The following is a 21984-nucleotide window of genomic DNA, read 5'->3' as shown; positions in this document are numbered from 1 at the left end:
TCCATGACAAGATGCGCATCATAAATGAATGCCCATCCCTGTGCAATTTTTATACAAATGTCAGGACTGATTAAATTTATACAGCGGCAACAGGTAGCGTCGGGCCTCGTCGGTAATCGCCTCAAAGTACTCAGGTTCAAGGGTTCGCCATAAGCGTTGATACCAGACGTCGTCACCCTCGCCACTGACCATCATGTTGCCTTCGTAGGCCTGCAAAAATTTACTGCGCGCTTTTTGCAGGGTTGCGTCATCCGTTAACATGGCATCATTTGTGGCGTCGTAACAGGTTTTAATCCACGCCCCCCCACTTTCTGGCAGCAGCAGCAGAGGCTTATTCATCCCCTGCAGATAACCCTCAACCAGCTGCGACAGATAGTTCATTGCCTGTTCAGCGGGAAGCGCCGGGAAGCGCCATTCGCCGTCTTTACGTACAAACAACCGGCTCTCACCTTCGCCACCGCTCGCACAGTAGACAAGGTGTTCCAGCCAAAGTTGCAAACCTTGTGAAACGCTGAGCATCGACGGCCGCCAGCGCAGCAATCCGTCAGGCTGCACATGCTGCAGCCAACCCGTCAGATTGATACCGTTGCAGTGGAGATCGATCTCCATGCTCGTACCAGGCTGACGGCACTCAATCACCCGGCCTGCCAGCGCCTGCATCTCCTGACACTGGGCGTCCCAGACGATCTCACCGAAGGCGCCATACGGCAGTTGTCCCGCAGCGCGATAGTGCCGGAACAGCTTCTGGGCATCCTCCTGCTCCACCAGCGCATTCAGCAGCTGCTGGTTAAGCTGATAGCGGCTTAAGCCATCCAGCGTAAACGGCTCGGCATCCGGGATCTCGCTCTCCTCGGAGCGGAAGTTCACCTGCAACCGCATCTGGAAAAAGGCCCGCACCGGGTGAGCCCAGAAGCGCTGAAGCTGCTCGAAGGGGACGGTATCGATCGCTAACGGCTTCAGGGTCTGGATAAAGTCGCCATGGGCAACCCCTTCTCTCTTCGCGGCAGGCAGCCATTCCCGGGCGTAGCTCTGCTGCTCGTTGTCCTCGTAGTTAACGGCATCAAACGGCATACGGCTGTGGCAGCAGGTGATATGCGCTTTTACGCGCTTTTCGCTTTCGTCACAGTTGAGCTCTTCATCGCCCGGCAGATAGTGGCTTTGGCCGATGTAGTCCACCAGTTCCTGCACCAGCACGGAGGGGAAACGCTCGCTATTATCCTGAATCGAGCGGCCGATATAGCTGATATAGAGCTGCTGTTGCGCGGAGATCAGCGCCTCAAGGAACAGATAGCGGTCATCATCGCGACGACTGCGGTCGCCGCGCTGCGCATTCTGACTCATTAAATCAAAGCCCAGCGGCGCCAGCGCGCGCGGGTAAATACCGTCGTTCATGCCCAGCAGGCAGACAACCTTAAACGGAATGGAACGCATCGGCATCAGGGTGCAGATATTCACCGGCCCGGCGAGAAAACGCTGGCTGATACGTTCCTGATCGAGACGCTGGGTGAGTTCATCCCGCAACAGCGACAGGGGTATCGCTTCGCCATAATGCGAGGAGATACCCTCGTCGATAATGGCCTGCCACTGCTGCTCGATTAACGCCATTGCCGCTTCGGTTTCCTGGTCCGGCAGGAAGAAATCATTGAGCATCTCCCGGCACACCGGCATCCACTCGTCAAGCGGACGGGCCTTCATCAACTCCCGACGCCAGCGATTAAGCTGCATCAGGAGCGAAGCCAGGTGCCCGACCAGTTCGGCGATTAAGCCGCTGGATTCGTCATAAGGCAGAACGGCATTCCACTCTCCCTGACTGCTCTCCATGGCGTAGCCGAGCAGCATACGCGTAAGACCAAACTGCCAGGTGTGCTGACCGGTGACAGGCAGCTCAAACTCCTGCACGTTGTCATCGTCCATCCCCCAGCGCACGCCCGATTCGTTGACCCACTGGCGCAGGTAGCGCAGCGCGTCCTCATCAATATCAAAACGGGCAGCCAGCACCGGCACATCCAGCAGAGCCAGTACATCTTCCGGAACGAAGCGGCTGTCCGGCAGGGAAAGCAGGCTGACAAACGCCTGCAGCGCCGGGTGAGACTGGCGAGCACGACGGTCTGAGATCGCAAACGGCAGATAGCGATCCCCCGTGGCACTACCAAATACGGCTTGAATATAGGGGCTGTAGCTGTCGATATCCGCCACCATCACCACGATATCGCGCGGCGTCAGGTTAGGATCGTCTTCCAGCATCGCCAGCAGTTTATCGTGCAGTACTTCCACCTCACGCTGCGGGCTATGGCACAGGTGAACGGTCACGCTGCGATCGTCAGGATCGAGCAGGCGCTTGCTGTCGCTACGGGAAAACTCTTTGGCGGTGATCCCTGTAACCGCGCGGTTATCCAGCTCCAGGATGTCCCGCTGGACGTTGTGCAGAATGCTGTCCGGACTGACATCCGCAAAGGCGTCGACATCCCCCTCGCCGGAGGCGGTCATCTCCGAGAGCATGTAGATATAGTCGCGCCCCAGCTTGCCCCAGGAGGCCAGCAGCGGGTTCGGTAAGTTCTGTATACCCTGTTCGTCAAAGAGCTCAGACGCCGTCTCGCTGTCCTTAAAGAGCGGCACCGTGCCCTCGTCAAACAGGCGGCGACGCTGGCGGGTCACCATACGGGCCAGCCAGCGGGCATCCTGAATATCCCCCCAGTAATGGCGACAGGGATTGGTAAACAGAATATGGATGTCGATGTGCCTGCCCAGCGCATTCAGCGCTTTCAGGTAGATCGGCGGCAGGGCTGATATGCCGCAGATAAAGACCCGGGACGGCAACCCGGCGGGCGTCTCAGAGGCGGATTCCAGGGTCGCGATAAAGCGATCATAGAGATTCGCACGGTGCCACTGCGGCTGGCCCAGCTGTTCAGTATGCTCAACCAGCGCTTTCCACAACGGTGCCTGCCAGATTTGCGCCTGGTCGAGGCCGTCGACAAGCTCGCCCGCTTCCCAGCGCGTTAACCACTCCGGCCGGTAGACCAGATACTGGTCGTACAGATCCGCCGTCCTCGACGCCAGCTGGAACAGTTTTCGTTTATCGGTATCGTCATTCAGGTAGTGGCGCAGCATGACGAACTCGTCATGGGTCAGCATCTCAGGCAGCAGCGACATCAGCTTCCAGCTCATGCTCTGTTTGTTGAATGCGCTCTGTTTTGGGATCTCCGGCAGCACGCGGACAAACATATCCCAGATAAAGCTGGCCGGCAGCGGGAAATCAATGTTGGCGGCGATACCAAACTTTTGCGAAAGGGACATCTGTAACCACTGCGCCATACCGGTGCTCTGAACCAGGATCATCTCCGGTTCAAAGGGATCGTCGAGCCGCTGCTGTTCGACAATAAACTCCATCAGTGCTTCCAGCACATCAAGACGGTTTGAGTGGTAGACCCTTAACATCGCTGCTCCCAACTACTGGCTAACCGGGCAGTGCAGGCGCGTCATTTGACCCTGCCGACCCAGAGGAGAAATAAGTTTGACCGAGATGCTGACACATCCAGCCTGTGTTGTCTGCATCCTGTTTACCTGCCAGCCGGCGGGAACATCCCCGGCGCTCAGCTGTGACTGTGCGTGAACATAACGCCAGAGCTGGCGATACTGCTCAAGGGTGACAAACCGACTGGCTAAAACACGATGGTAACCCGCCAGCGCGGTGACGACCAAGACCATCAGCATCATCGCCAGCAGGACTTCCACCATGCTGAACCCCTTCTGTCTGGCTACGGTTGCTGACATAACGCCCTCTCCTTTATGGGACAAAAATCGCTCCAGCCGTGCGGCGAAAAACGTACGCCGTCTGCCGTTACCTCGCCCTGCCGCCACAGCGTGATGCTGTCGCTGCTGGCGATAAGCAGCGCGCGTGTTTCTATCAGGCGCAAACAGACCCGCCACGGCTGTTGCGGATGCTGCTGGCATGCGTAGTCCCCCTGCGTTTGCCAGTCGAGCGTTCTCCCCCACTCCAGCGCGGACTGAGCTATCGCCTGATGCTCTGTCGCCTGGCGCTCTGTACTAACGATACGCGCCAGTGAATCAAGCTGCTGATTAAGCCCGGCCAGCATCAGGCTGCCCAGAATTAACAGCAGGAGCACCAGCGCCAGCGACGACATTCCCCGCTCACGGCTCACAAATTAAATCCGGTCACGATGTGGTGCGCCTCAACGCCGCCATCGCGCTTCCCCTTAACGGAAGCCGCCAGCGTCAGACTCAGCTCCGGCGCAAAGCCCGCCCGTGTCATACGTTGCACCTGAAAACGCAGCACTCTGATCCTGTCGGGATCGGTCATCCTCTCCCACCCCTTCCCTTCGCAGTGCGTCGCGCCGCGCAATGTTTCCAGCGCGCCGCCGCTCAGGCGAAAACCGGTCTGTTCTGCCGCGGCCGCGGGAGTTGTTTCCCAGCGGCCGTTGCTGTTTTCGTCCCACTGCACAATGACACATTCTCCACCCTGCCCAATTTTCAGCGCCTCACCAACGCACTCGCCTGCACAATATCCGGCGCGCTGCAGATGCTTACCGATGCTGCTTACGCGTAGCCAGAGCTCTTCTTCAAGCTCCTGCTGCTTCGTCAGCGCAGTGACAGACTGCTGTAGGGCGGGCAAAAACCGCGCGGCGCTCAACAGCAGCACGCTGCTTATCGCCATGGCTATCAGCACTTCCGTCAAAGAAAATCCCTGCTGCTTCAGCGACACGCGAACTCTCCCTTGCCGTTGCACATGCGGATACGCCCCCACGAGGAGATGACGATCAGCCACTCGCCCGCCTGGCTTTGCAGTCTTACTCGTCCGGCCCAGGCGGTATCCCGTAAACCATAAAACCCCAGCGCAGGCGTTAACTCGGTGATGCTGATATTTCCCCACTGCGGAATAAGCACAAAGGCGCTGTCTGCCCGACACTCAGCCATATCCGTCTTTAACAGGCACCACCGTTTTCCATCCTGTTTCAGGGTGACGACATGGTCACGGTTATTGCGCCAGGCATCATTGCGTAGCACCACCAGATAATCCCGCACCTGGCGCGCCGTCTGCCATAGCTGCTGTTGCCGCTGCCAGCTCCGCCAGCCGTACAGCCCTGCCGCGCTCAGCGTCATGATGAGCGAGAGGGCGATCAGCATTTCCATGAGGGTGAACCCCTTTTCCTTTTTCATGGCGGCAGTGTGCCGTGATGAGATCAGCAATTCGAGAGGCAGTTAGGCGATTTACGAGGCGCTTTCCGCGCTTTTTTAGGGGTTGCAGCGCGTTGCATTTCTTGCGGAAACAGGCTCGCAGAACGCGAAAGCAGGCATAAAAAAACCGGCGCAGAGGGCGCCGGTTGTGTCAGGATTGCAGCATCAGATGGCTACAGGGGCTTTGATCCCCGGATGCGGGTCGTAACCTTCGATTTCGAAATCTTCAAAGCGATAGTCGAAAATGGAGTCCGGTTTACGTTTGATAACCAGCTTCGGCAACGCACGCGGCTCGCGGGTCAGTTGCAGATGGGTCTGCTCCATATGGTTGCTGTACAGGTGGGTATCCCCGCCGGTCCAGACAAAATCCCCCACTTCGAGGTCACACTGCTGAGCCATCATATGCACCAGTAACGCGTAGCTGGCGATGTTGAACGGCAGGCCGAGGAAGACATCGCAGGAGCGTTGATAGAGCTGGCAGGAGAGCTTGCCATCCGCCACATAGAACTGGAAAAACGCGTGGCACGGGGCCAGGGCCATTTTATCCAGTTCGCCCACGTTCCAGGCCGACACAATAATACGGCGCGAGTCTGGATCGTTTTTCAGCTGGTTCATCACGGTGGTGATCTGGTCGATGTGGCGGCCATCCGGCGTTGGCCAGGCGCGCCATTGCTTGCCGTATACCGGGCCCAGGTCGCCATTTTCGTCCGCCCATTCGTCCCAGATAGAGACGTTGTTCTCACGCAAATAAGCGACATTGGTATCGCCCTGCAGGAACCAGAGCAGCTCATGAATAATTGAGCGTAAGTGGCAGCGCTTGGTTGTGACCAGCGGAAAACCTTCCTGCAGGTTGAAGCGCATCTGGTGCCCAAAAATGGAGAGGGTACCGGTGCCGGTACGATCGTTTTTTGGTGTGCCCTCATCGAGCACTTTTTGCATCAGTTCAAGATACTGTTTCATGATTCCTCAGGAGACCTGTTGCTGTGGACGACGATACGCCCAGACCATCATTGCAATACCCGCGACGATCATCGGTACAGAGAGGATCTGCCCCATGCTGATGTACTGCACCCACGCACCGGTAAACTGCGCATCCGGCTGGCGGAAGAATTCAACGATGATGCGGAACGCGCCATACCCAATCAGGAACAGGCCAGACACAGAGCCCGTCGGACGCGGTTTACGGATAAACAGGTTCAGAATGATAAACAGCACGACACCTTCCAGCGCCATTTCATACAGCTGCGACATATGGCGCGGCAGGACGCCGTAGGTATCGAAAATCGACTGCCATTCCGGGTGCGACGGCAGCAGCGCCAAATCTTCAGCACGAGACTGCGGGAACAGCATGGTAAAGGATACGCTCGGATCGACGCGGCCCCACAGCTCACCGTTGATGAAGTTACCGAGACGACCTGCCCCCAGACCAAACGGGATCAGCGGCGCAATAAAGTCAGCAACCTGGAAGAAGCTGCGTTTGGTGCGTTTCGCGAAGATGATCATCACCAGGATGACGCCAATCAGGCCACCGTGGAAGGACATCCCGCCGTCCCAGACGCGGAACAGGTAAAGCGGATCGTTCATGAAGACCGGGAAGTTGTAAAACAGCACGTAGCCGATACGACCGCCAAGGAAAACGCCAAGGAAACCGGCATACAGCAGGTTTTCCACTTCGTCTTTGGTCCAGCCGCTGCCAGGACGTTTGGCGCGACGGCCAGCCAGCCACATGGCAAAAACAAAGCCGACAAGATACATCAGTCCGTACCAGTGAAGCGCAACGGGTCCTACTGAGAAAATGACCGGATCAAACTCCGGAAAATGCAGATAGCCACTGTTCATCTGTCACCACAAGATGTTGTTATTCCGCTGAAAGTGGACAGCGGTAGCGAAGCGCGCAGAGGAATACCCTGCGCTCCAAAGTTGCGAATCATAGCACAAGCGAGCGTGGAGGTTGCGCCGGAGATGTAAAAGATGTGTATAGGGGGTTGTATCCCTCTGCCCGAAGGTCGAGGGATACCCGGGGCTTAACGCCCGCCGCGGATCAGCCCGCCCATGCCGCGACGTTCCATAAAGGCCGCCACCTGATGACGCACTTCCGTCGCCAGCTGTGCTTCAAGGCTGCGCTGCGCCAGCTGCTGGGCCTCCTCATAGTCAATATGGCGCAGCAGATACTTCACGCGGGCCACAGATCGACCGTTCATGGAGAGGTGGCGGAAGCCGAGGCCAATCAGGATCGCCACACACATGGAGTCGCCAGCCATCTCACCGCATAAACGCAGGTCGATACCGTTCGCTTCCGCCTCGCGGGCAATCATCGCCAGCGCACGCAGCATCGCCGGATGCAGACTGTCGTAAATGCTCGCCACCCGGGTGTTGTTGCGATCCACCGCCAGCATGTACTGGGTAAGGTCGTTGGTGCCCACCGAAATAAAGTCGACGCGAGCAGCCAGCTGCGGAAGCATAAAGACCATCGACGGAACTTCCAGCATCACGCCGATACGCGGTTTCGGTATTTCGTAGCCGATCATCTCTTCGACTTCACGCCCGGCACGTTCAATCAGACGACGAGCCTCATCGATCTCATCAATGCTGGTGACCATCGGCAGCAAGATACTGAGGTTGCCGGTCGCCGCATTGGCACGCAGCATGGCGCGCACCTGGATCAGGAAGATCTCCGGCTGATCGAGGGTGATGCGGATCCCACGCCAGCCCAGGCACGGGTTCTCTTCGCTGATGGGCATATAGGGCAACTGTTTATCCGCGCCAACGTCCAGGGTACGTAACGTGACCGGTTTGTCGTTGAACATCTGCAACATGCCCTGATACTGCGCGACCTGCTCCTCCTCAGAGGGGAAGCCGCTTTGCAACATAAACGGGATTTCCGTGCGATAGAGACCGATGCCATCGATGCGGCTGCCGAGCTTCTCTTCGTGTTCCGGACTTAACCCGGCATTGAGCATCACCTTGATCCGCTCACCGCTTTTTAGCGCGGCGGGCTGGTTAACGTCATCTTCCGCCAGGCGGCTCAGCTCGTTCTCTTCGCTGATAAGCTTTTGATATTCCTGCAGCAGGACCGGTTCAGGATCGACCAGCAGCTCGCCGCGATAGCCGTCAACCACCAGCGTTCGCCGGTGCAGCGCAGAGGGCTGAATATCAGCGCCCATAACGGTCGGGATCCCAAGCGCGCGCACCATAATGGCGGCATGGGAGTTGGCAGCACCGTCGCGGACCACGATCCCGGCTAGCCTGTCCTGCGGCAATTCCGCGAGCGTGGTCGCAGAGAGCTCATCCGCCACCAGCACAAAGCGCGGTGGCCAGGTATTGGCCCCCTGAATGGTGTCATCGAGATGGAACAGCAGGCGCTGACCTAAAGTACGCAGATCCCCGGCACGCTCTTTCAGATAGCCATCGGTCAGGGCGGCAAACTGTTCGGCGAATTTTTCGATGATCTTTTTGACCGCCCACTCCGCCACGGAGCCACGGTCGACTTCGTCAAACAGTTCCCGGCGCAGTCGGGCATCGGACAGCAAGTGCGAGTAGAGATCGAAGATCGCCGCCGTCTCTTTTTGCGCGCCGGCAGCAAAGCGCTTGCTGTAGCGGCGAAACTCGTTAGCGGCCTCTTCCAGCGCGCCGGTCAGGCGTTCGCGTTCAAGGGCTGTGTCTAGCGTCGAGGCTTCGTAAACCTGCTCCATCAGCGGCAGCGTGGCGTCCATCCAGCCTTCTGCGATCGCCACACCGGGTGAGGCCGGTAAGGCGCGAATGCGCGTCTGCCGGTACTGACCAAAGAGTGCAGCAAGCTGAGACTGGGAGAGGATCGCCGCCATTTGCGTGGCCAGCGTAACGAGGAAGGACTCTTCGCTTTCGTCGTACTGACGCAGTTCACGCTGCTGAACCACAAGCACGCCCAGCAATTGACGACGCTGGATAATCGGCACGCCGAGGAAGGCGCGGAAGCGCTCCTCTTTTACCGAGGGGATATATTTAAAGCTGGGGTGCTTTTGCGCATCGGCAAGGTTGATGGGTTCAGCCAGACGCCCGACCAGACCCACAACGCCTTCATCAAACGCCAGCGCAACGGTACGGCCACGCGGTTTTTTTAATCCGCGCGTGGCCATAAGGTAGTAACACCTGCGGTCGTGATCGGCCAGATAGACCGAACAGACCTCGGTTTCCATCGCAAGGCAGATATCCGTGACCAGAATATCCAGCGCCTCGTTGAGCCGTGGGGCACTGGCCACCTTCTCGACTATTTCGCGCAGGCGGGTGAGCATAATGTGCGTAGCTTAACCTCTTTTACGTCGCCAGGCAGGTGCGCTCTGCGGCTTAGGAGGGGCCTCCTGAAGCATCATTACGGCACTTGCGAACTCTTTCATTACCCTGCGGTAAACGTCGCGCTTAAATGACACGACCTGACGAACGGGATACCAGTAGCTGACCCAGCGCCAGCCATCGAATTCCGGCGTGCTGCTGGTTTGCATATTGATATCCGCATCGCTGCTCACCAATTGCAGAAGAAACCATTTCTGTTTCTGGCCGATACATACCGGCTTTGTGTCCCAACGCACCAAACGCTTCGGTAACTTGTAACGCAACCAGTTGCGGGTCGAAGCCAGAATGCGGACATCCTTGCGGCTTAAGCCAACTTCTTCGAACAGCTCCCGATACATCGCTTGCTCTGCGGACTCTCCCGGGTTAATCCCCCCTTGGGGAAATTGCCAGGAGTGCTGACCATATCGCCGGGCCCACATTACCTGACCCTGGCGATTACAAATTACGATACCTACATTCGGGCGGTAGCCATCGTCATCAATCACCGGACTACCCCAAAACTAAACCTTATATATAAACGATTGTTTCACACTCCAGAGAGGCGGTAAACCACTCTCTTTGTGGCCTGGAGCCTAATAACATTTGAATAACTCACAATTATCAGCTGAGTTATAAACAGATGACCGCTCAAAAGGGCAATTTTATTCACTTTTTCTGTGGATAGAGTTGTGAAGAAGTGTGGAATTACCGATGGACAACCCAGATCACTCTGAATATTGCAGAGATTAGCGATTTTTACAACTCTCTATATTTCATGTAGTTAAATTATGAATTGTGTGAAATACACAGCATAGTGTGATGCAGGTCACCAGAAAGATCCTGGAGCTGATGAAAGATCGAACAACGTTGATTTTATCCACAGATTGTGCCAATAAGTTAGGCACATTTTGTCTGATTTTTCGATTTTCGTCCCACGTCAAGGCTGTAAATGGAAACAGTAGTAGGGGTTATTCCCAGTTATCCCATTTTTCTGTGGATAAGTGGGTGTAAGATCCTGTTTATTGTCAGTGACCAGTTTTGGACAACCGGGATATCCACTTAGCAGCATAGCGAACAAAAGTAATAAAAATACATATAAATCATTCACCTGGCGCATGCAAAAAGAAAAAGATAAACTCTCACTGTGCGGTGGAAAACTGCTGTTCATTTTTTAACCAAAAGGCAATAACCATGCTCCCCCTGGCTCCCCTGACTTCTCCCCCTGCATCCGAAGCGGTGTTACTGCAACAAGCGCAGCGCCTGGCGGGATACTCGCTGGGTGAACTCGCCGCTCTGGCTGGCCTGCCCATTCCTCCCGATCTCAGGCGTGATAAAGGATGGACGGGCGTGCTGCTGGAGCTATGGCTGGGGGCCAGCGCGGGCAGTAAACCTGAACAGGATTTTGCCGCATTGGGTGTTGAGCTGAAGACCATTCCCATCGACAGCGCGGGCCGCCCGCTGGAGACAACGTTTGTCTGCGTGGCACCGTTAACCGGCAATACGGGCATCACCTGGGAGAGCAGTCACGTACGCCATAAGCTGAAGCGCGTGCTGTGGATCCCGGTCGAGGGGGATCGCGCGATCCCACTGGCCGATCGCCGCGTCGGAGCGCCGTTGATCTGGAGCCCGGACGAAGAGGAAGATCGTCAGCTGCGTCTGGACTGGGAAGAGTTAATGGACATGATCGTGCTGGGCCAGGTTGAACGCATCACCGCCCGCCACGGCGAAGTGCTTCAGCTACGGCCAAAAGCCGCCAACAGCAAAGCCCTCACCGAAGCCATCGGCGCGCGTGGCGAACCGATCCTGACGTTACCCCGGGGTTTTTATTTGAAAAAGAACTTCACGGGGGCGTTGCTGGCGCGTCATTTTTTACTGAATACGTAACTTTTTAAACGGAATCTTGCCGTTTATCACATATTTGCCTGTTTTTTCAGATTTCACCGCTTTCAGAAAACCCTCTGCGGAGTTATTACTACACTAAGATGAGATAAGAGCCAGGTGGAGGTCATAAAGATGAAAAAATGGGCAGTAATAATCTCGGCTGTTGGTTTAGCGTTTGCCGTTTCAGGTTGTAGCAGCGATTACGTCATGGCGACAAAAGATGGTCGCATGATCCTGACCGACGGCAAACCCGAAGTCGACGATGATACCGGGCTGGTCAGCTACCGCGATCAGCAGGGTAACAATATGCAGATTAACCGCGACGAAGTTTCCCAGATTATCGAAAGATAGTAAGAAAGGTCAGCAGTTTGCTGGCCTTTTGATTTTTCGCTTCCTCTCTGTCATGTTTATATTCCTTTGTCGGGAGTTTCCTGACGCAGTTAACATGTCTAATAAGGAAGCCGGCTATGCATTATCACCGTATCCCCCATAGCGCTCTTGAGATAAGCCAACTGGGGTTGGGCACGATGACATTTGGTGAACAAAATAGCGAAGCCGATGCCCATGCACAACTCGATTACGCCGTCAGCCAGGGCATTAACCTGATTGACGTGGCAGAGATGTACCCGGTCCCACCGCGTCCGGAAACCCAGGGATTAACCGAAACTTACGTCGGCAACTGGCTGGCAAAACGCGGTAACCGCGAAAAGCTGGTGGTGGCCTCCAAGGTCAGCGGACCGTCCCGCAATAACGACAGCGGCATTCGCCCGAATCAGATCCTCGACCGTAAAAACATTCGCGCCGCGCTGGACGCCAGCCTGACGCGTCTGCAGACCGATTATCTTGACCTCTATCAGGTTCACTGGCCGCAGCGCGCAACAAACTGCTTTGGCAAGCTGGGCTACAGCTGGAGCGACAGCGCCCCCGTCGTTACGCTGCTGGAAACGCTGGAAGCGTTAACTGAGTGCCAGCGTGCGGGCAAAATCCGCTACATCGGCGTCTCTAACGAAACGGCGTTTGGCGTGATGCGTTATCTGCACCTGGCGGACAAACACGATCTGCCGCGCATTGTCACCATTCAGAACCCGTACAGCCTGCTGAACCGCAGCTATGAGGTGGGTCTGGCGGAAGTGAGCCAGTATGAAGGCGTTGAGCTGCTGGCGTACTCCTGCCTCGGCTTTGGCACCCTGACCGGTAAATATCTGAACGGTGCAAAACCAGCGGGCGCGCGTAATACCCTGTTCAGCCGCTTTACCCGTTACAGCGGTGAGCAGACGCAAAAAGCAGTGGCGGCCTATGTGGATATCGCGAAACGTCACGGGCTGGATCCGGCGCAGATGGCGCTGGCGTTTGTACGCCGTCAGCCGTTTGTTGCCAGCACCCTGCTGGGCGCGACCACCATGGAGCAGCTGAAAACCAACGTCGAAAGCTTCCATCTGGAGCTGAGCGAAGAGGTGTTAGCGGAGATTGAAGCGGTGCATCAGGTGTATACCTACCCGGCCCCGTAAAAAAAGCAACGTAGGTCGGGTAAGGCGTAGCCGCCACCCGACAAGTCGCTCCGATGCCGCATAATCGCCCGGCGGCGCTTTGCTTGCCGGGCCTACAAGGACAAAGGCGGGGTGTTGTAGGCCGGGTAAGGCGTAGCCGCCACCCGGCAATGTATCACCGCCGACGCTGCCACACCCACAGTGCCGCAATCGCCAGCGCAAACAGGCCGCCAAACCCGACGCCAATGCCCACCACCGGCACACCCACTTTTACCGCCAGCGAGTAAAGCCCGAGCATCAGCAGCATGGCGGCGTTTTCGCCGAGGTTTTGCACTGCAATGGCGTTCCCTGCCCCGACGGTATGCTTCCCGCGCTCCTGCAGCAGCGCATTCAGCGGCACCACAAAGAAGCCGCCGCAGATCCCCATCAGGAACAGCAGCGCATAGGCGGGTAACAGCGCATGTTGCAGGGCAAAGATCAGTACCATCACACCAATCAAAATCCCGGCGGGCATGCAGCGGGCCACGTTTTGCAGCGTCACCAGTTTCGCCGCCGCCCCGGCACCCAACACGATCCCCACCGCCACCATGGCGTTGAGATAGGTTGGCGTGGCGTTATCGGTGATCCCCAGCGCCGTCGGCACCCACAGCACCAGCAGGAAGCGCAGCGTGACGCCCGCACCCCAGAACATGCTGGTACCCAGCAGCGAGAAGCGGGTTTCGCCGTTATGCCACAGCACGCGGCAGGCGTTAAAGAAGCTGGCGGTCATCGGCGTAAAGCGCCAGGACTGTCCCGGACGCGCCGCCGGCAGTTTCGGGATAAACAGGTTGGCGATCACCGCCCCGGCATACATCAGGGCGCAAACGCCCAGCGCCGCCAGCACGTGCCAGTCGGCAAGCACGCCGCCCGCCATCGAACCCAGCAGGATCGCCGCAATGGTCGAGGCCTCCATCAGCCCGTTAGCTTTAACCAGCTTATCTCCGGTGGTGAGCTCCCCCAGGATGCCGTACTTGGCCGGTGAGTAGGAGGCCGCTCCGATCCCCACCAGCGTGTAGCCAATGAACGGATTCACGCCAAAGCAGATGCTGGCCGCCCCCAGCAGTTTCAGGCTGTTGGCAAACATCATCACCCGCCCTTTGGCGAAACTGTCCGCCACCTGGCCGACAAAGGGGGCAAAAAGGATGTAAGCGCCCACAAACACCATCTGCAGGATCGGCTGGCTCCAGTCCGGGTAAAACTGAGATTTCAGCAGCGCCAGAGTGGCAAACAGCAGCGCGTTATCACCAAAGGCAGAGAGGAACTGGGCGGCGGTTACCGCCATCATCCCTCTCGACCAGATGGAGGTGTTAGTGGGTACTGACTCACTCATTATGCGACTCCGCCTGATCAACCATGCCTTTGAGGGTGACAAAGTCCGGTTTACCGCTGCCCAATACCGGAAGTTGCTTGAGATAACGAATATCGCGCGGCACGGCCAGCTCAGGGATGCCATGTTCACGCGCATGCTGCAGAAGCTGCTCGCGTTTCAGCTCGCTGTCGGTGGTAAAGAGCACCAGCGCTTCACCTTTGCTGGCATCGGCTTTCACCGCGGTGGCGTGCATTTTGTCAGGCGATACGGCCATCGCCAGCTGTTCGACCATCTCCAGCGACACCATTTCACCGGCGATTTTGGCGAAGCGCCTGGCGCGGCCCTGGATCTGCACGTAGCCCTGCTCATCAAAGCGCACGATATCGCCGGTGTCGTACCAGCCGGTTTCCACTTCGCCGTTGATGTTTTCCGCCGTCGGCGCTTCCAGCACCCCCGGGTTTTCCACCCGCAGGTAGCCGTTCATGACGTTCGGCCCTTTCAGCTGCAGGCGTCCGCCCTCTTCAATACCCGGTACGGCCAGCAGACGCGCGTCCATCCCCGGCAGAATGCGCCCGACGGTGCCGGGTTTTGCCGCCATCGGCACGTTAATGGAGACCACCGGCGCGCACTCGGTCACGCCGTAGCCTTCCAGAATGCGCAGGCCAAACTTGTCCTGCCACAGCTGGCGGGTGCTCTCCTGCAGTTTTTCCGCCCCGGCCACCACGTAGCGCACGCGATGGAAATCATACGGATTGGCAAAGCGGGCGTAGTTGCCGAGGAACGTCGAGGTGCCGAAGATCACCGTGCAGTTACGATCGTAGGTCAGCTCCGGTACGATGCGGTAGTGCAGCGGGCTCGGGTAGAGGAACACCTCGGCACCGGTCAGCAGCGGCGTGAACAGCCCCACCGTCAGGCCAAAGGAGTGGAACAGCGGCAGCGCCGACATAAAGCGATCCCGGGCGGTAAAATCGGCGATGGTTTTAATCTGTTCGACGTTAGCCAGCAGGCTTTTATGGCTGTGAACCACCCCTTTCGGATTCCCCTCCGAGCCGGAGGTAAACAGGATCACGGCCGCATCTTCCGGCTGCTGCTTCACCTGCGCCAGATGCGGCGCCAGCAGGTGGGCAAAAATCCACAGCTTGTCACCGGCGGTCACTTCCGCCTTAAGATCTTCGAGGAATACCCAGCGCACCTGGGTGAGCTGCTCCGGCAGATGCCAGAGTTTGCCTTTATCGAGGAAGGTGCGGGAGGTGAACACGGTGTTGATCTGCGCGGCGGTGATGGCGCTACTGAGCCCTTTCACCCCTGCGGTGTAGTTGAGCATCGCCGGAATACGACCGCGGGAGACGGCACCAAAAATAACTGCCGCGCTAATCCCTGCGTTTGGCAACATCAGGCCGATCTTCTCCCCTTGCTGGCTGTATTTCTCAAGGATGCGGCCAACAAACAGCGTTTTGGTCAATAGCTTGCGATAGGTATCGGGGGCAAAATTAATGTCGTCGATGCAGTTCTTCTTCGCCCCGTAACGGTACATCGCCGACAGCAGCGATTCATACAGCGTTTCGCGCGGGCGCACCGCCATCCGGGCTTCCATCATGATCTGGTGGAGCATCTCACCGGCGATTTTACGCCGGTCGCGGGCGCGTGGCGCGTCGGGCATCGGCAGGGTGGTTGGTGGCAGCAGGTGAAGGGTGATGCGCGGGAACATGCGCTGTTTTACCAGCCCTTTCAGGCGGCTGAAAAAGGTAAGCTCCGCGCCTTCAATACGCAGCGGCACCACCGTCGCCCCGGATTTCGCCGCCACGAAGCCTGCGCCATCATAGATTTTCATCAGCGAGCCGGTGATCGAGATCCGTCCTTCCGGGAAGATCACCACCGGACGCCCCTGGCCAATCAGACGCACCAGATGTTTGATCATCATCGGTTTGGTCGGGTCGAGCGGAACGAAATCAATGAGTTTTGTCAGCCAGCGCATGTACCACTGCTGGCTCACGGAGGTGTAGACCGCAAACACCGGGCGCACAGGTAAAAAGAGCGCCAGCAGAATGCCGTCTATAAAGGAGACGTGGTTAGGAGTAATAAGAACACGTTCCGCGTGCAGTGCATGGGTGTCGCCAGTCAGACGGACGCGAAACAGAATTCGAAATAAGGTGCGGAAAAACCCAAATAGCATGTCAACTTCCTTTGCCTTTCAATGAGTAGGGTTACGGTAAATTGTGGCAGATTACACGAGAAGTGCGGTGGGAGCGACAGCCGGATAGAGACAAAAAAAAACCTGCGCATCTGCGCAGGTTGGTGCAAGAGATGAGTACGCAGTACGTACTAAGAATTCTCACCAATCAATACCTCTGGGATCTCAACTGTAGCAACGGGGGTTAATTCCCTGCCAGCAGACAATCGCAACAGCCTGAGGCAAAGTGTAACCAAAGATTCAAATTCACCCGCGTCTGTCACGCTTCGCTGTGTAACGATTACACACTTTCAGATTACGTTTATCACCTTTGTGAATTGCCTCACCGCCCTGCGCTTGAATACACCTCACTTTTCCGCAACACTATTTGATGTGTAAACGCTTACCCCAACAAGAAGGTAGAGAATGGCGACTATTAAGGATGTGGCCCGAATGGCGGGTGTTTCCGTCGCCACGGTTTCGCGCGTTATCAATAACTCCCCTAAAGCCAGTGAAACCTCCCGCCAGGCGGTGCTGACCGCCATGGAGTCCCTGAACTATCACCCCAACGCTAACGCCCGCGCGCTGGCTCAGCAGTCCACCGATACCGTCGGGCTGGTGGTGGGCGATGTCTCCGATCCCTTTTTCGGCGCGATGGTGAAAGCCGTCGAGCAGGTCGCCTACCAGACCGGCAACTTCCTGCTGATCGGCAATGGCTACCACAATGAGCAGAAAGAGCGGCAGGCGATTGAACAGCTGATCCGCCATCGTTGCGCGGCGCTGGTGGTGCATGCCAAAAAGCTGTCGGATGAGGAGCTGGTGCATCTGATGAAGCAGATCCCCGGCATGGTGATTGTGAACCGCATTATTCCCGGCTACGAGCAGCGCTGCGTGGCGCTGGACGATCGCTATGGCGCCTGGCTTGCCACCCGACACTTGATCCAACAGGGGCATACCCGCATCGGCTACCTCTGCTCTAACCATCCCATTTCCGACGCCGAAGACCGGCTACAGGGTTACTACGATGCGCTGCGCGAAAACGACATTCCCTGCAACGATCGCCTGGTCACCTACGGGGAACCCGACGAGCGCGGCGGCGAGCAGGCGATGACCGAGCTGCTGGGGCGCGGACGTAACTTTACGGCGATCGCCTGTTACAACGACTCGATGGCCGCCGGGGCGATGGGGGTGCTGAACGATAACGGGATTGACGTGCCGGGGGATATTTCGCTGATCGGCTTCGATGACATTCTGATCTCGCGCTACGTGCGACCGCGCCTGACCACGGTGCGCTACCCTATCGTCACCATGGCGACGCAGGCGGCGGAGCTCGCGCTATCCCTGGCGGATAAACGCCAGCCGCCGGAAATCACCCACGTCTTCAGCCCGACGCTGGTGCGTCGTCACTCCGTTGTGCCGCCGGCCGAGTCGGCCAGCGAATAGCGGTAGAGATGCACGGTTTTGTCCGGGTATTCCAGACCGTCGCCGATGTAGTGCCAGCCGTAGCGCTCATAAAAATCGCGGCAGGCGGACCAGAGATGCAGCTCGCGATACCCGAGCCCTGCGGCATGGGCTTGAACGTGCCGCTGTAATTTCCCCGCCAGCCCCTGCCCGCGCGCGGCGTCGTCAACGTACAGCGCCGCCAGCCAGGGACAGAGATCCTGGCGAGTGATTAGATCGCAGCGCCATAGCCCCACCGTGCCGAGCAGGCGTTCGCCCTCGGTGGCAATAAAGGTGAGCGGCAGCGCGCCAGGGGTCTGGCTGTGGTTCACAATGCTTTCGAAAAACGCGCGCGGCACGCCGTCGCCAAAGGCCTGCCACTGCCAGTCGATCACCTGCTCCGCGTGCTGCGGGGCGGCGTACAGCGGCTGGATATTCACACCGGCTTCCCCTGAAAAATAGGTACCGAATCAAACAGATAACCGTCAAAGTCCGGGGCGTCCTCGTCGGAGAGCTCCAGCAGGCTCTTTTTGACATTTTCCAGATGCTGGAACATCGCCTGCCAGGCCCCCATTACGTCGCGACGGCGCAGGGCGGCGAGAATGGTCTGACGGTCGCCCAGCCACTTCAGGCGGTAAGCCCGGCTGGCAATGTGGGCATTAAACTGCTGCCAGAGCGGGCTGCTGTCCATGTTGTGCCAGACGCTTTCGACGGTCGCCAGCAGCATCTGATTCTGCGTGGCCCCCGCCAGCACCAGATGGAACATCTTGCTGTTGTCCTGGCTGTTGTCGTTGGCGGCGATGGCCCGCTGCTCCTGCTCGATGATGCGGCGCAGGTTGTCGATGTCCGCCCGGGTCGCCATCTTCGCAGCAAAGGCGGCGATGTTGCTTTCCAGCAGCTGGCGCGCCTGCAGGATCTCGAACGGGCCGACGTCGCTTGTTAACAGGCGCTCTTCCTCGTTCTCGTGCTCTTCGGGTATGCGCATCACGTAGACCCCGGAACCCTGGCGAATATCCACGGTGCCCTGCAGCTCCAGCATCAGCAGCGCCTCACGCACGATGGTACGGCTGACGCCGTAGGTTTCCGCGATATTGCGCTCCGGCGGCAGACGTGAGCCCACGGGATAGTGCCCCTGGATGATCTGGGCGCGTAAATCCTCGCCAATCTCCTGGTACTGCTTCTTTTCCGCCGGGACGACAGCCTTATCCACGTTATCACCTGTACTCTGAGTTAATGCGCGGGCCGGGCATCCTCCCGGCCAGTTTGGGCACTATGTTAGCAGAATCGTCGCGATCTTCGCCTACTTCCATTCATCGTCGATGGTCAGGGTCAGCACGCGCTCATCGCGCAGTTGCCGGAACCAGCTGGCCGATTTTTTGGCGCGTCGGGCACGATTGTTCGCCAGATCGATCTCAATCAGACCGTAGCGGTTTTTAAAGGCGTTCATCGGCGAGACGTTATCGGTGAAGGTCCATAGCATGTAGCCGTGACAGTTGGCCCCCTCCTCCCGCGCCAGCAGCGTGTAGTAAAGATGTTCGCTGATGAAATTAATGCGGTAGTTATCCTCGATCACCCCGTCGCTGTTGCGGTACTGGCCTTCGTTTTCGACCCCCATTCCGCTTTCAGCAACGAACCAGTCGATGTTGCGATAGTCATTTTTGATACGCATCGCCATGTCGTAAATGATGCGCGGGGCGATCTCCCACCCGCGGGAGGTGTTCATCCGCCGCCCCGGGAGTTCAAACGGTTCGTAGTAGTACGCCGGATGGAACGGCGTGTCGGGATGCCAGGCCCGGGACGGGGCCTTCACCCGGTGCGGGTAATAGAGGTTGATCCCCAGTTCATCGACGGTGTTGGCGGCAATCAGGGCCAGCTCGTCGTCGCTGTACTCCCACTGCACCTGATGTTTTTCCAGCAGGGTGAAGAGCTCCTGCGGATAGCGTCCGTGCACCAGCGGGTCGAGGAACACCCGGTTGTAGAACAGGTCGTAAATCTCCGCGGCCTTTACGTCGTGGGCGGCGCGGGAACGGGGATAGGTCACTTCCGGGTTAAGAATGCAGCCCACCGTGCCGCGATAGCCCTTCTCGCGGAACAACTTCACTACCTTCGCCGTCGCCAGCACCTTGTGGTGGTTCCACTGCATCCAGGTGTGGGTATTCTGCTCATAGGGCCAGCGCAGGGCGTCAAGGTAGACCCGGGTCTGGACCACAATCGGCTCGTTAAAGGTAAACCAGCGCGTCACCACATGGTGATAGCGGGCAAAGACCTTTTCGGCGTAGCGGGTGAACAGCTCCACCACGTGCTTCGATGCCCAGCCGCCGTAGGTTTCCAGCAGGGTCCCCGGCAGCTCGTAGTGTTCGAGGCAGATCATCGGCTCAATGCCCTGACGGTGCATCTCGGCGAACAGGGCGTCGTAATACGCGGCGTACTCCTCATCCACCGTCGCGTTTTCATAGTCGGTGAGAAAACGCGACCAGTTGATGGAGGTGCGGTAGTGGGTCAGCCCGGCCTGCTTCATCAGCGCCACGTCTTCACGGAAACGGTTGATGAAATCGGTCGCCACCGCCGGGCCGTAGCCGTTATGCCACACCTGACGATCGTTTTTGTACCAGAGGTCGATCCAGGAGTCCTGCCCGGCTTTTTTGCCGCTCCAGCCCTCGGTTTGCCAGGCGGAGGCCGCCGCCCCGAGGATAAAGTCCCCGGGGATAGTCATCTTTTTAATGCTCATGCGTTATTCGTCGCCTCCTGATTTGCGGCCTGAATCGCGGCCTGTTCCGCACGGCGTGATGCGATCTTCACGAACGGCAGATAGATAAGCACGGCGGTGATGATGCAGATACCCTGGGTGATCACCGCCCCCATCGAACCAGCGGTTGAGAGCCAGGCGTTGATCAGCGGCGGCGTGGTCCAGGGCACCATCACCACGGCTTTGCCGGCAAAACCGGTGACGGTGGCGAAGTAGCCGATGGAGCCGGTCACCAGCGGGGTGATGATGAACGGGATCGCCAGAATCGGGTTGAGCATGATTGGCATACCGAAGATCACCGGCTCGTTGATGTTAAAGATCCCCGGGCCAATAGAGAGCTTGGCGATCTCCTTCATCTCTTTGCGTTTGGTGCCGATCATCACCGCGATCAGCAGGCCGATGGTTAAGCCCGAACCGCCGATGCTCATGTACACATCCCAGAACGGCATGGTGATAATGTTCGGGATCTCTTTGCCCTGCTCAAAGGCGCTCATGTTGACGGTGATCGCCCCCAGCAGCAGCGGCTCGCGGATCGGTTTGATCATCTGATTGCCGTGGATCCCAATCACCCAGAACAGCTGGGCGACGAACATCAGCAGCAGAATGCCCGGCAGGCTTTGCACTACGCGCTCCAGCGGCTGCTGCACCACCTGGTATACCGCATCGTAGAGGTACATGCCGGTGACCTGATGGAACACAAAGCCGAAGGTGGCGATGGTGGTGGTGGTGATGATCGCCGGGATCAGCGCCGAGAAAGAGGCCGACACGTTAGGAGGGACGGTGTCCGGCATCTTGATTTTCAGTCCCGGACGCCCCTCCAGCCAGCAGTAAATCTCCACCGACAGGATGGCGATAAACATGCCGAGGAACAGGCTGCGGGTATCAGAGAACTGGCGCAGGAGCACATCTTTGACCATGTGCATTTCGCCATCAACCATCATCTCAACGGTAGTGGGGGTTACGCAGATAAAGCAGATCACCGCCAGCAGGCCGGGGAACAGCGATTTGATGCCGTTAATACGCCCGAGCTCAATACCGATCAGGAACACGGCCCCGATATTGAGGAAGTTAAGCGTGGCGTAGTTCAGGGCGCTGGTGATGGGTTTCAGCGCGGCCAGAAAAGAGAGCGACTGGAAACTGGCTAAGCCGTTCTTTGGATCCAGCACCATGTTGGAGATCAGCACCGAAAATGCGCCAACAATGATGACCGGCATTAAGGTGATGAAGGCGGACTTTATCGCCATGATATAGCGATAACTGTTGAACTTCGTGGCGAAACTGCCCAGAGAGTTGATCAGTTTTTCCTGTAATGCCATGGGGTAATACCTCAGTAAAAGGGCCTTTATTGGGATAAGGTGTTCAGCCGGCTTCTATTGGCATACCAAAAATAGCTTCTGGTGAAGATTTGTTC

Annotated in this window: 19 protein-coding genes and 1 pseudogene; 5 read left to right on the top strand and 15 right to left on the bottom strand. The window is 57.7% G+C overall.

Annotation, left to right across the window (positions count from 1 at the left end):
• Nucleotides 1-60 precede the first annotated feature (60 nt).
• From recC to rppH, 9 genes are all read right to left on the bottom strand, one after another.
• Entirely contained in the window at nucleotides 61-3435 is a 3375-nt protein-coding gene (gene recC / locus FFB58_RS17340; RefSeq protein WP_138370532.1) for an exodeoxyribonuclease V subunit gamma, read from the bottom strand.
• A gap of 12 nt (nucleotides 3436-3447) precedes the next feature.
• Entirely contained in the window at nucleotides 3448-3771 is a 324-nt protein-coding gene (locus tag FFB58_RS17335; RefSeq protein WP_138370531.1) for a prepilin-type N-terminal cleavage/methylation domain-containing protein, read from the bottom strand.
• Nucleotides 3756-4160, bottom strand: coding sequence for a DUF2509 family protein (locus FFB58_RS17330; RefSeq protein WP_039029903.1), 405 nt, complete (start codon nucleotides 4158-4160; stop codon nucleotides 3756-3758). Before FFB58_RS17330 ends, FFB58_RS17335 begins: the two co-directional genes overlap by 16 nt.
• On the bottom strand, nucleotides 4157-4720 hold the full coding sequence (locus FFB58_RS17325; protein ID WP_138370530.1) for a prepilin peptidase-dependent protein: 564 nt from the start codon (nucleotides 4718-4720) through the stop codon (nucleotides 4157-4159). Before FFB58_RS17325 ends, FFB58_RS17330 begins: the two co-directional genes overlap by 4 nt.
• The gene (locus FFB58_RS17320; RefSeq protein WP_138370529.1) at nucleotides 4711-5175 is read right to left on the bottom strand and encodes a prepilin peptidase-dependent protein; all 465 of its coding nucleotides are present in this window, start codon (nucleotides 5173-5175) and stop codon (nucleotides 4711-4713) included. The genes FFB58_RS17325 and FFB58_RS17320 overlap by 10 nt, the downstream gene beginning before the upstream one ends.
• A gap of 183 nt (nucleotides 5176-5358) precedes the next feature.
• Nucleotides 5359-6153, bottom strand: coding sequence for a thymidylate synthase (gene thyA / locus FFB58_RS17315; RefSeq protein WP_138370528.1), 795 nt, complete (start codon nucleotides 6151-6153; stop codon nucleotides 5359-5361).
• Nucleotides 6154-6159: 6 nt separating this feature from the next.
• Nucleotides 6160-7032 carry a prolipoprotein diacylglyceryl transferase gene (gene lgt, locus FFB58_RS17310; RefSeq protein ID WP_138370527.1) on the bottom strand — a complete coding sequence of 291 codons (873 nt, stop codon included), beginning with the start codon at nucleotides 7030-7032 and terminating at the stop codon, nucleotides 6160-6162.
• Nucleotides 7033-7217: 185 nt separating this feature from the next.
• Nucleotides 7218-9464 carry a phosphoenolpyruvate--protein phosphotransferase gene (gene ptsP, locus FFB58_RS17305; RefSeq protein WP_039029898.1) on the bottom strand — a complete coding sequence of 749 codons (2247 nt, stop codon included), beginning with the start codon at nucleotides 9462-9464 and terminating at the stop codon, nucleotides 7218-7220.
• A 12-nt stretch (nucleotides 9465-9476) separates the two neighbouring features.
• Nucleotides 9477-10007 carry an RNA pyrophosphohydrolase gene (gene rppH / locus FFB58_RS17300; protein ID WP_032613763.1) on the bottom strand — a complete coding sequence of 177 codons (531 nt, stop codon included), beginning with the start codon at nucleotides 10005-10007 and terminating at the stop codon, nucleotides 9477-9479.
• 443 nt (nucleotides 10008-10450) lie between these two features.
• Here rppH and FFB58_RS23095 point away from each other — a divergent pair.
• From FFB58_RS23095 to FFB58_RS17285, 4 genes and pseudogenes are all read left to right on the top strand, one after another.
• Nucleotides 10451-10555 (top strand): annotated as a pseudogene (locus tag FFB58_RS23095) (hypothetical protein); the annotation flags it as partial.
• Between the two features lie 137 nt (nucleotides 10556-10692).
• Nucleotides 10693-11385: a DNA mismatch repair endonuclease MutH gene (mutH, locus tag FFB58_RS17295; protein ID WP_138370526.1), complete on the top strand. Its 693-nt coding sequence runs from the start codon at nucleotides 10693-10695 to the stop codon at nucleotides 11383-11385.
• A 129-nt stretch (nucleotides 11386-11514) separates the two neighbouring features.
• The gene (locus tag FFB58_RS17290; RefSeq protein WP_039029896.1) at nucleotides 11515-11733 is read left to right on the top strand and encodes a YgdI/YgdR family lipoprotein; all 219 of its coding nucleotides are present in this window, start codon (nucleotides 11515-11517) and stop codon (nucleotides 11731-11733) included.
• Between the two features lie 116 nt (nucleotides 11734-11849).
• Nucleotides 11850-12890, top strand: coding sequence for an NADP(H)-dependent aldo-keto reductase (locus tag FFB58_RS17285; RefSeq protein WP_039029895.1), 1041 nt, complete (start codon nucleotides 11850-11852; stop codon nucleotides 12888-12890).
• Nucleotides 12891-13044: 154 nt separating this feature from the next.
• Here the strand turns inward: FFB58_RS17285 and lplT are convergent, their stop codons facing one another.
• Both lplT and aas read right to left on the bottom strand, forming a co-directional pair.
• Nucleotides 13045-14238, bottom strand: a complete 1194-nt coding sequence (gene lplT / locus FFB58_RS17280) for a lysophospholipid transporter LplT (RefSeq protein ID WP_039029894.1) — start codon at nucleotides 14236-14238, stop codon at nucleotides 13045-13047.
• Complete coding sequence (aas, locus tag FFB58_RS17275) at nucleotides 14231-16390, bottom strand: bifunctional acyl-ACP--phospholipid O-acyltransferase/long-chain-fatty-acid--ACP ligase (RefSeq protein WP_138370525.1); 2160 nt, start codon at nucleotides 16388-16390, stop codon at nucleotides 14231-14233. Before aas ends, lplT begins: the two co-directional genes overlap by 8 nt.
• A 423-nt stretch (nucleotides 16391-16813) precedes the next feature.
• Here aas and galR point away from each other — a divergent pair, with 423 nt between their 5' ends.
• A complete protein-coding gene (gene galR / locus FFB58_RS17270) occupies nucleotides 16814-17830 on the top strand; it encodes an HTH-type transcriptional regulator GalR (RefSeq protein WP_138370524.1) in 1017 nt (338 codons plus the stop codon).
• On the opposite strand, the gene FFB58_RS17265 is transcribed toward galR, so the two are convergent.
• The 4 genes from FFB58_RS17265 to FFB58_RS17250 form a co-directional block, all read right to left on the bottom strand.
• Nucleotides 17791-18267 carry a GNAT family N-acetyltransferase gene (locus tag FFB58_RS17265; RefSeq protein ID WP_039029891.1) on the bottom strand — a complete coding sequence of 159 codons (477 nt, stop codon included), beginning with the start codon at nucleotides 18265-18267 and terminating at the stop codon, nucleotides 17791-17793. The genes galR and FFB58_RS17265 overlap by 40 nt on opposite strands.
• A complete protein-coding gene (locus FFB58_RS17260; RefSeq protein ID WP_039029890.1) occupies nucleotides 18264-19037 on the bottom strand; it encodes a GntR family transcriptional regulator in 774 nt (257 codons plus the stop codon). Before FFB58_RS17260 ends, FFB58_RS17265 begins: the two co-directional genes overlap by 4 nt.
• Nucleotides 19038-19127: 90 nt before the next feature.
• Nucleotides 19128-20555 (bottom strand): glycoside hydrolase family 1 protein, encoded by a 1428-nt coding sequence (locus FFB58_RS17255; protein ID WP_138370523.1) that lies wholly within the window; start codon nucleotides 20553-20555, stop codon nucleotides 19128-19130.
• Complete coding sequence (locus FFB58_RS17250) at nucleotides 20552-21889, bottom strand: PTS transporter subunit EIIC (RefSeq protein WP_039029888.1); 1338 nt, start codon at nucleotides 21887-21889, stop codon at nucleotides 20552-20554. Before FFB58_RS17250 ends, FFB58_RS17255 begins: the two co-directional genes overlap by 4 nt.
• Between the last annotated feature and the right edge of the window lie 95 nt (nucleotides 21890-21984).

Source organism: Enterobacter sp. MF024 (assembly GCF_005843915.1).
In the GTDB taxonomy this organism is placed as follows: domain Bacteria; phylum Pseudomonadota; class Gammaproteobacteria; order Enterobacterales; family Enterobacteriaceae; genus Enterobacter; species Enterobacter barmai.
The sequence above is the reverse complement of the archived record's forward strand: the minus strand, read 5'-3'. Positions and strand labels throughout refer to the sequence as shown.

What these genes read in the sequence shown, in the direction of transcription:
- recC (WP_138370532.1), bottom strand. Translation starts at nt 3,435, where the DNA reads ATGTTAAGGGTCTACCACTCAAACCGTCTTGATGTGCTGGAAGCACTG.
- FFB58_RS17335 (WP_138370531.1), bottom strand. Translation starts at nt 3,771, where the DNA reads ATGTCAGCAACCGTAGCCAGACAGAAGGGGTTCAGCATGGTGGAAGTC.
- FFB58_RS17320 (WP_138370529.1), bottom strand. Translation starts at nt 5,175, where the DNA reads ATGAAAAAGGAAAAGGGGTTCACCCTCATGGAAATGCTGATCGCCCTC.
- thyA (WP_138370528.1), bottom strand. Translation starts at nt 6,153, where the DNA reads ATGAAACAGTATCTTGAACTGATGCAAAAAGTGCTCGATGAGGGCACA.
- lgt (WP_138370527.1), bottom strand. Translation starts at nt 7,032, where the DNA reads ATGAACAGTGGCTATCTGCATTTTCCGGAGTTTGATCCGGTCATTTTC.
- ptsP (WP_039029898.1), bottom strand. Translation starts at nt 9,464, where the DNA reads ATGCTCACCCGCCTGCGCGAAATAGTCGAGAAGGTGGCCAGTGCCCCA.
- mutH (WP_138370526.1), top strand. Translation starts at nt 10,693, where the DNA reads ATGCTCCCCCTGGCTCCCCTGACTTCTCCCCCTGCATCCGAAGCGGTG.
- FFB58_RS17290 (WP_039029896.1), top strand. Translation starts at nt 11,515, where the DNA reads ATGAAAAAATGGGCAGTAATAATCTCGGCTGTTGGTTTAGCGTTTGCC.
- FFB58_RS17285 (WP_039029895.1), top strand. Translation starts at nt 11,850, where the DNA reads ATGCATTATCACCGTATCCCCCATAGCGCTCTTGAGATAAGCCAACTG.
- lplT (WP_039029894.1), bottom strand. Translation starts at nt 14,238, where the DNA reads ATGAGTGAGTCAGTACCCACTAACACCTCCATCTGGTCGAGAGGGATG.
- aas (WP_138370525.1), bottom strand. Translation starts at nt 16,390, where the DNA reads ATGCTATTTGGGTTTTTCCGCACCTTATTTCGAATTCTGTTTCGCGTC.
- galR (WP_138370524.1), top strand. Translation starts at nt 16,814, where the DNA reads ATGGCGACTATTAAGGATGTGGCCCGAATGGCGGGTGTTTCCGTCGCC.
- FFB58_RS17255 (WP_138370523.1), bottom strand. Translation starts at nt 20,555, where the DNA reads ATGAGCATTAAAAAGATGACTATCCCCGGGGACTTTATCCTCGGGGCG.
- FFB58_RS17250 (WP_039029888.1), bottom strand. Translation starts at nt 21,889, where the DNA reads ATGGCATTACAGGAAAAACTGATCAACTCTCTGGGCAGTTTCGCCACG.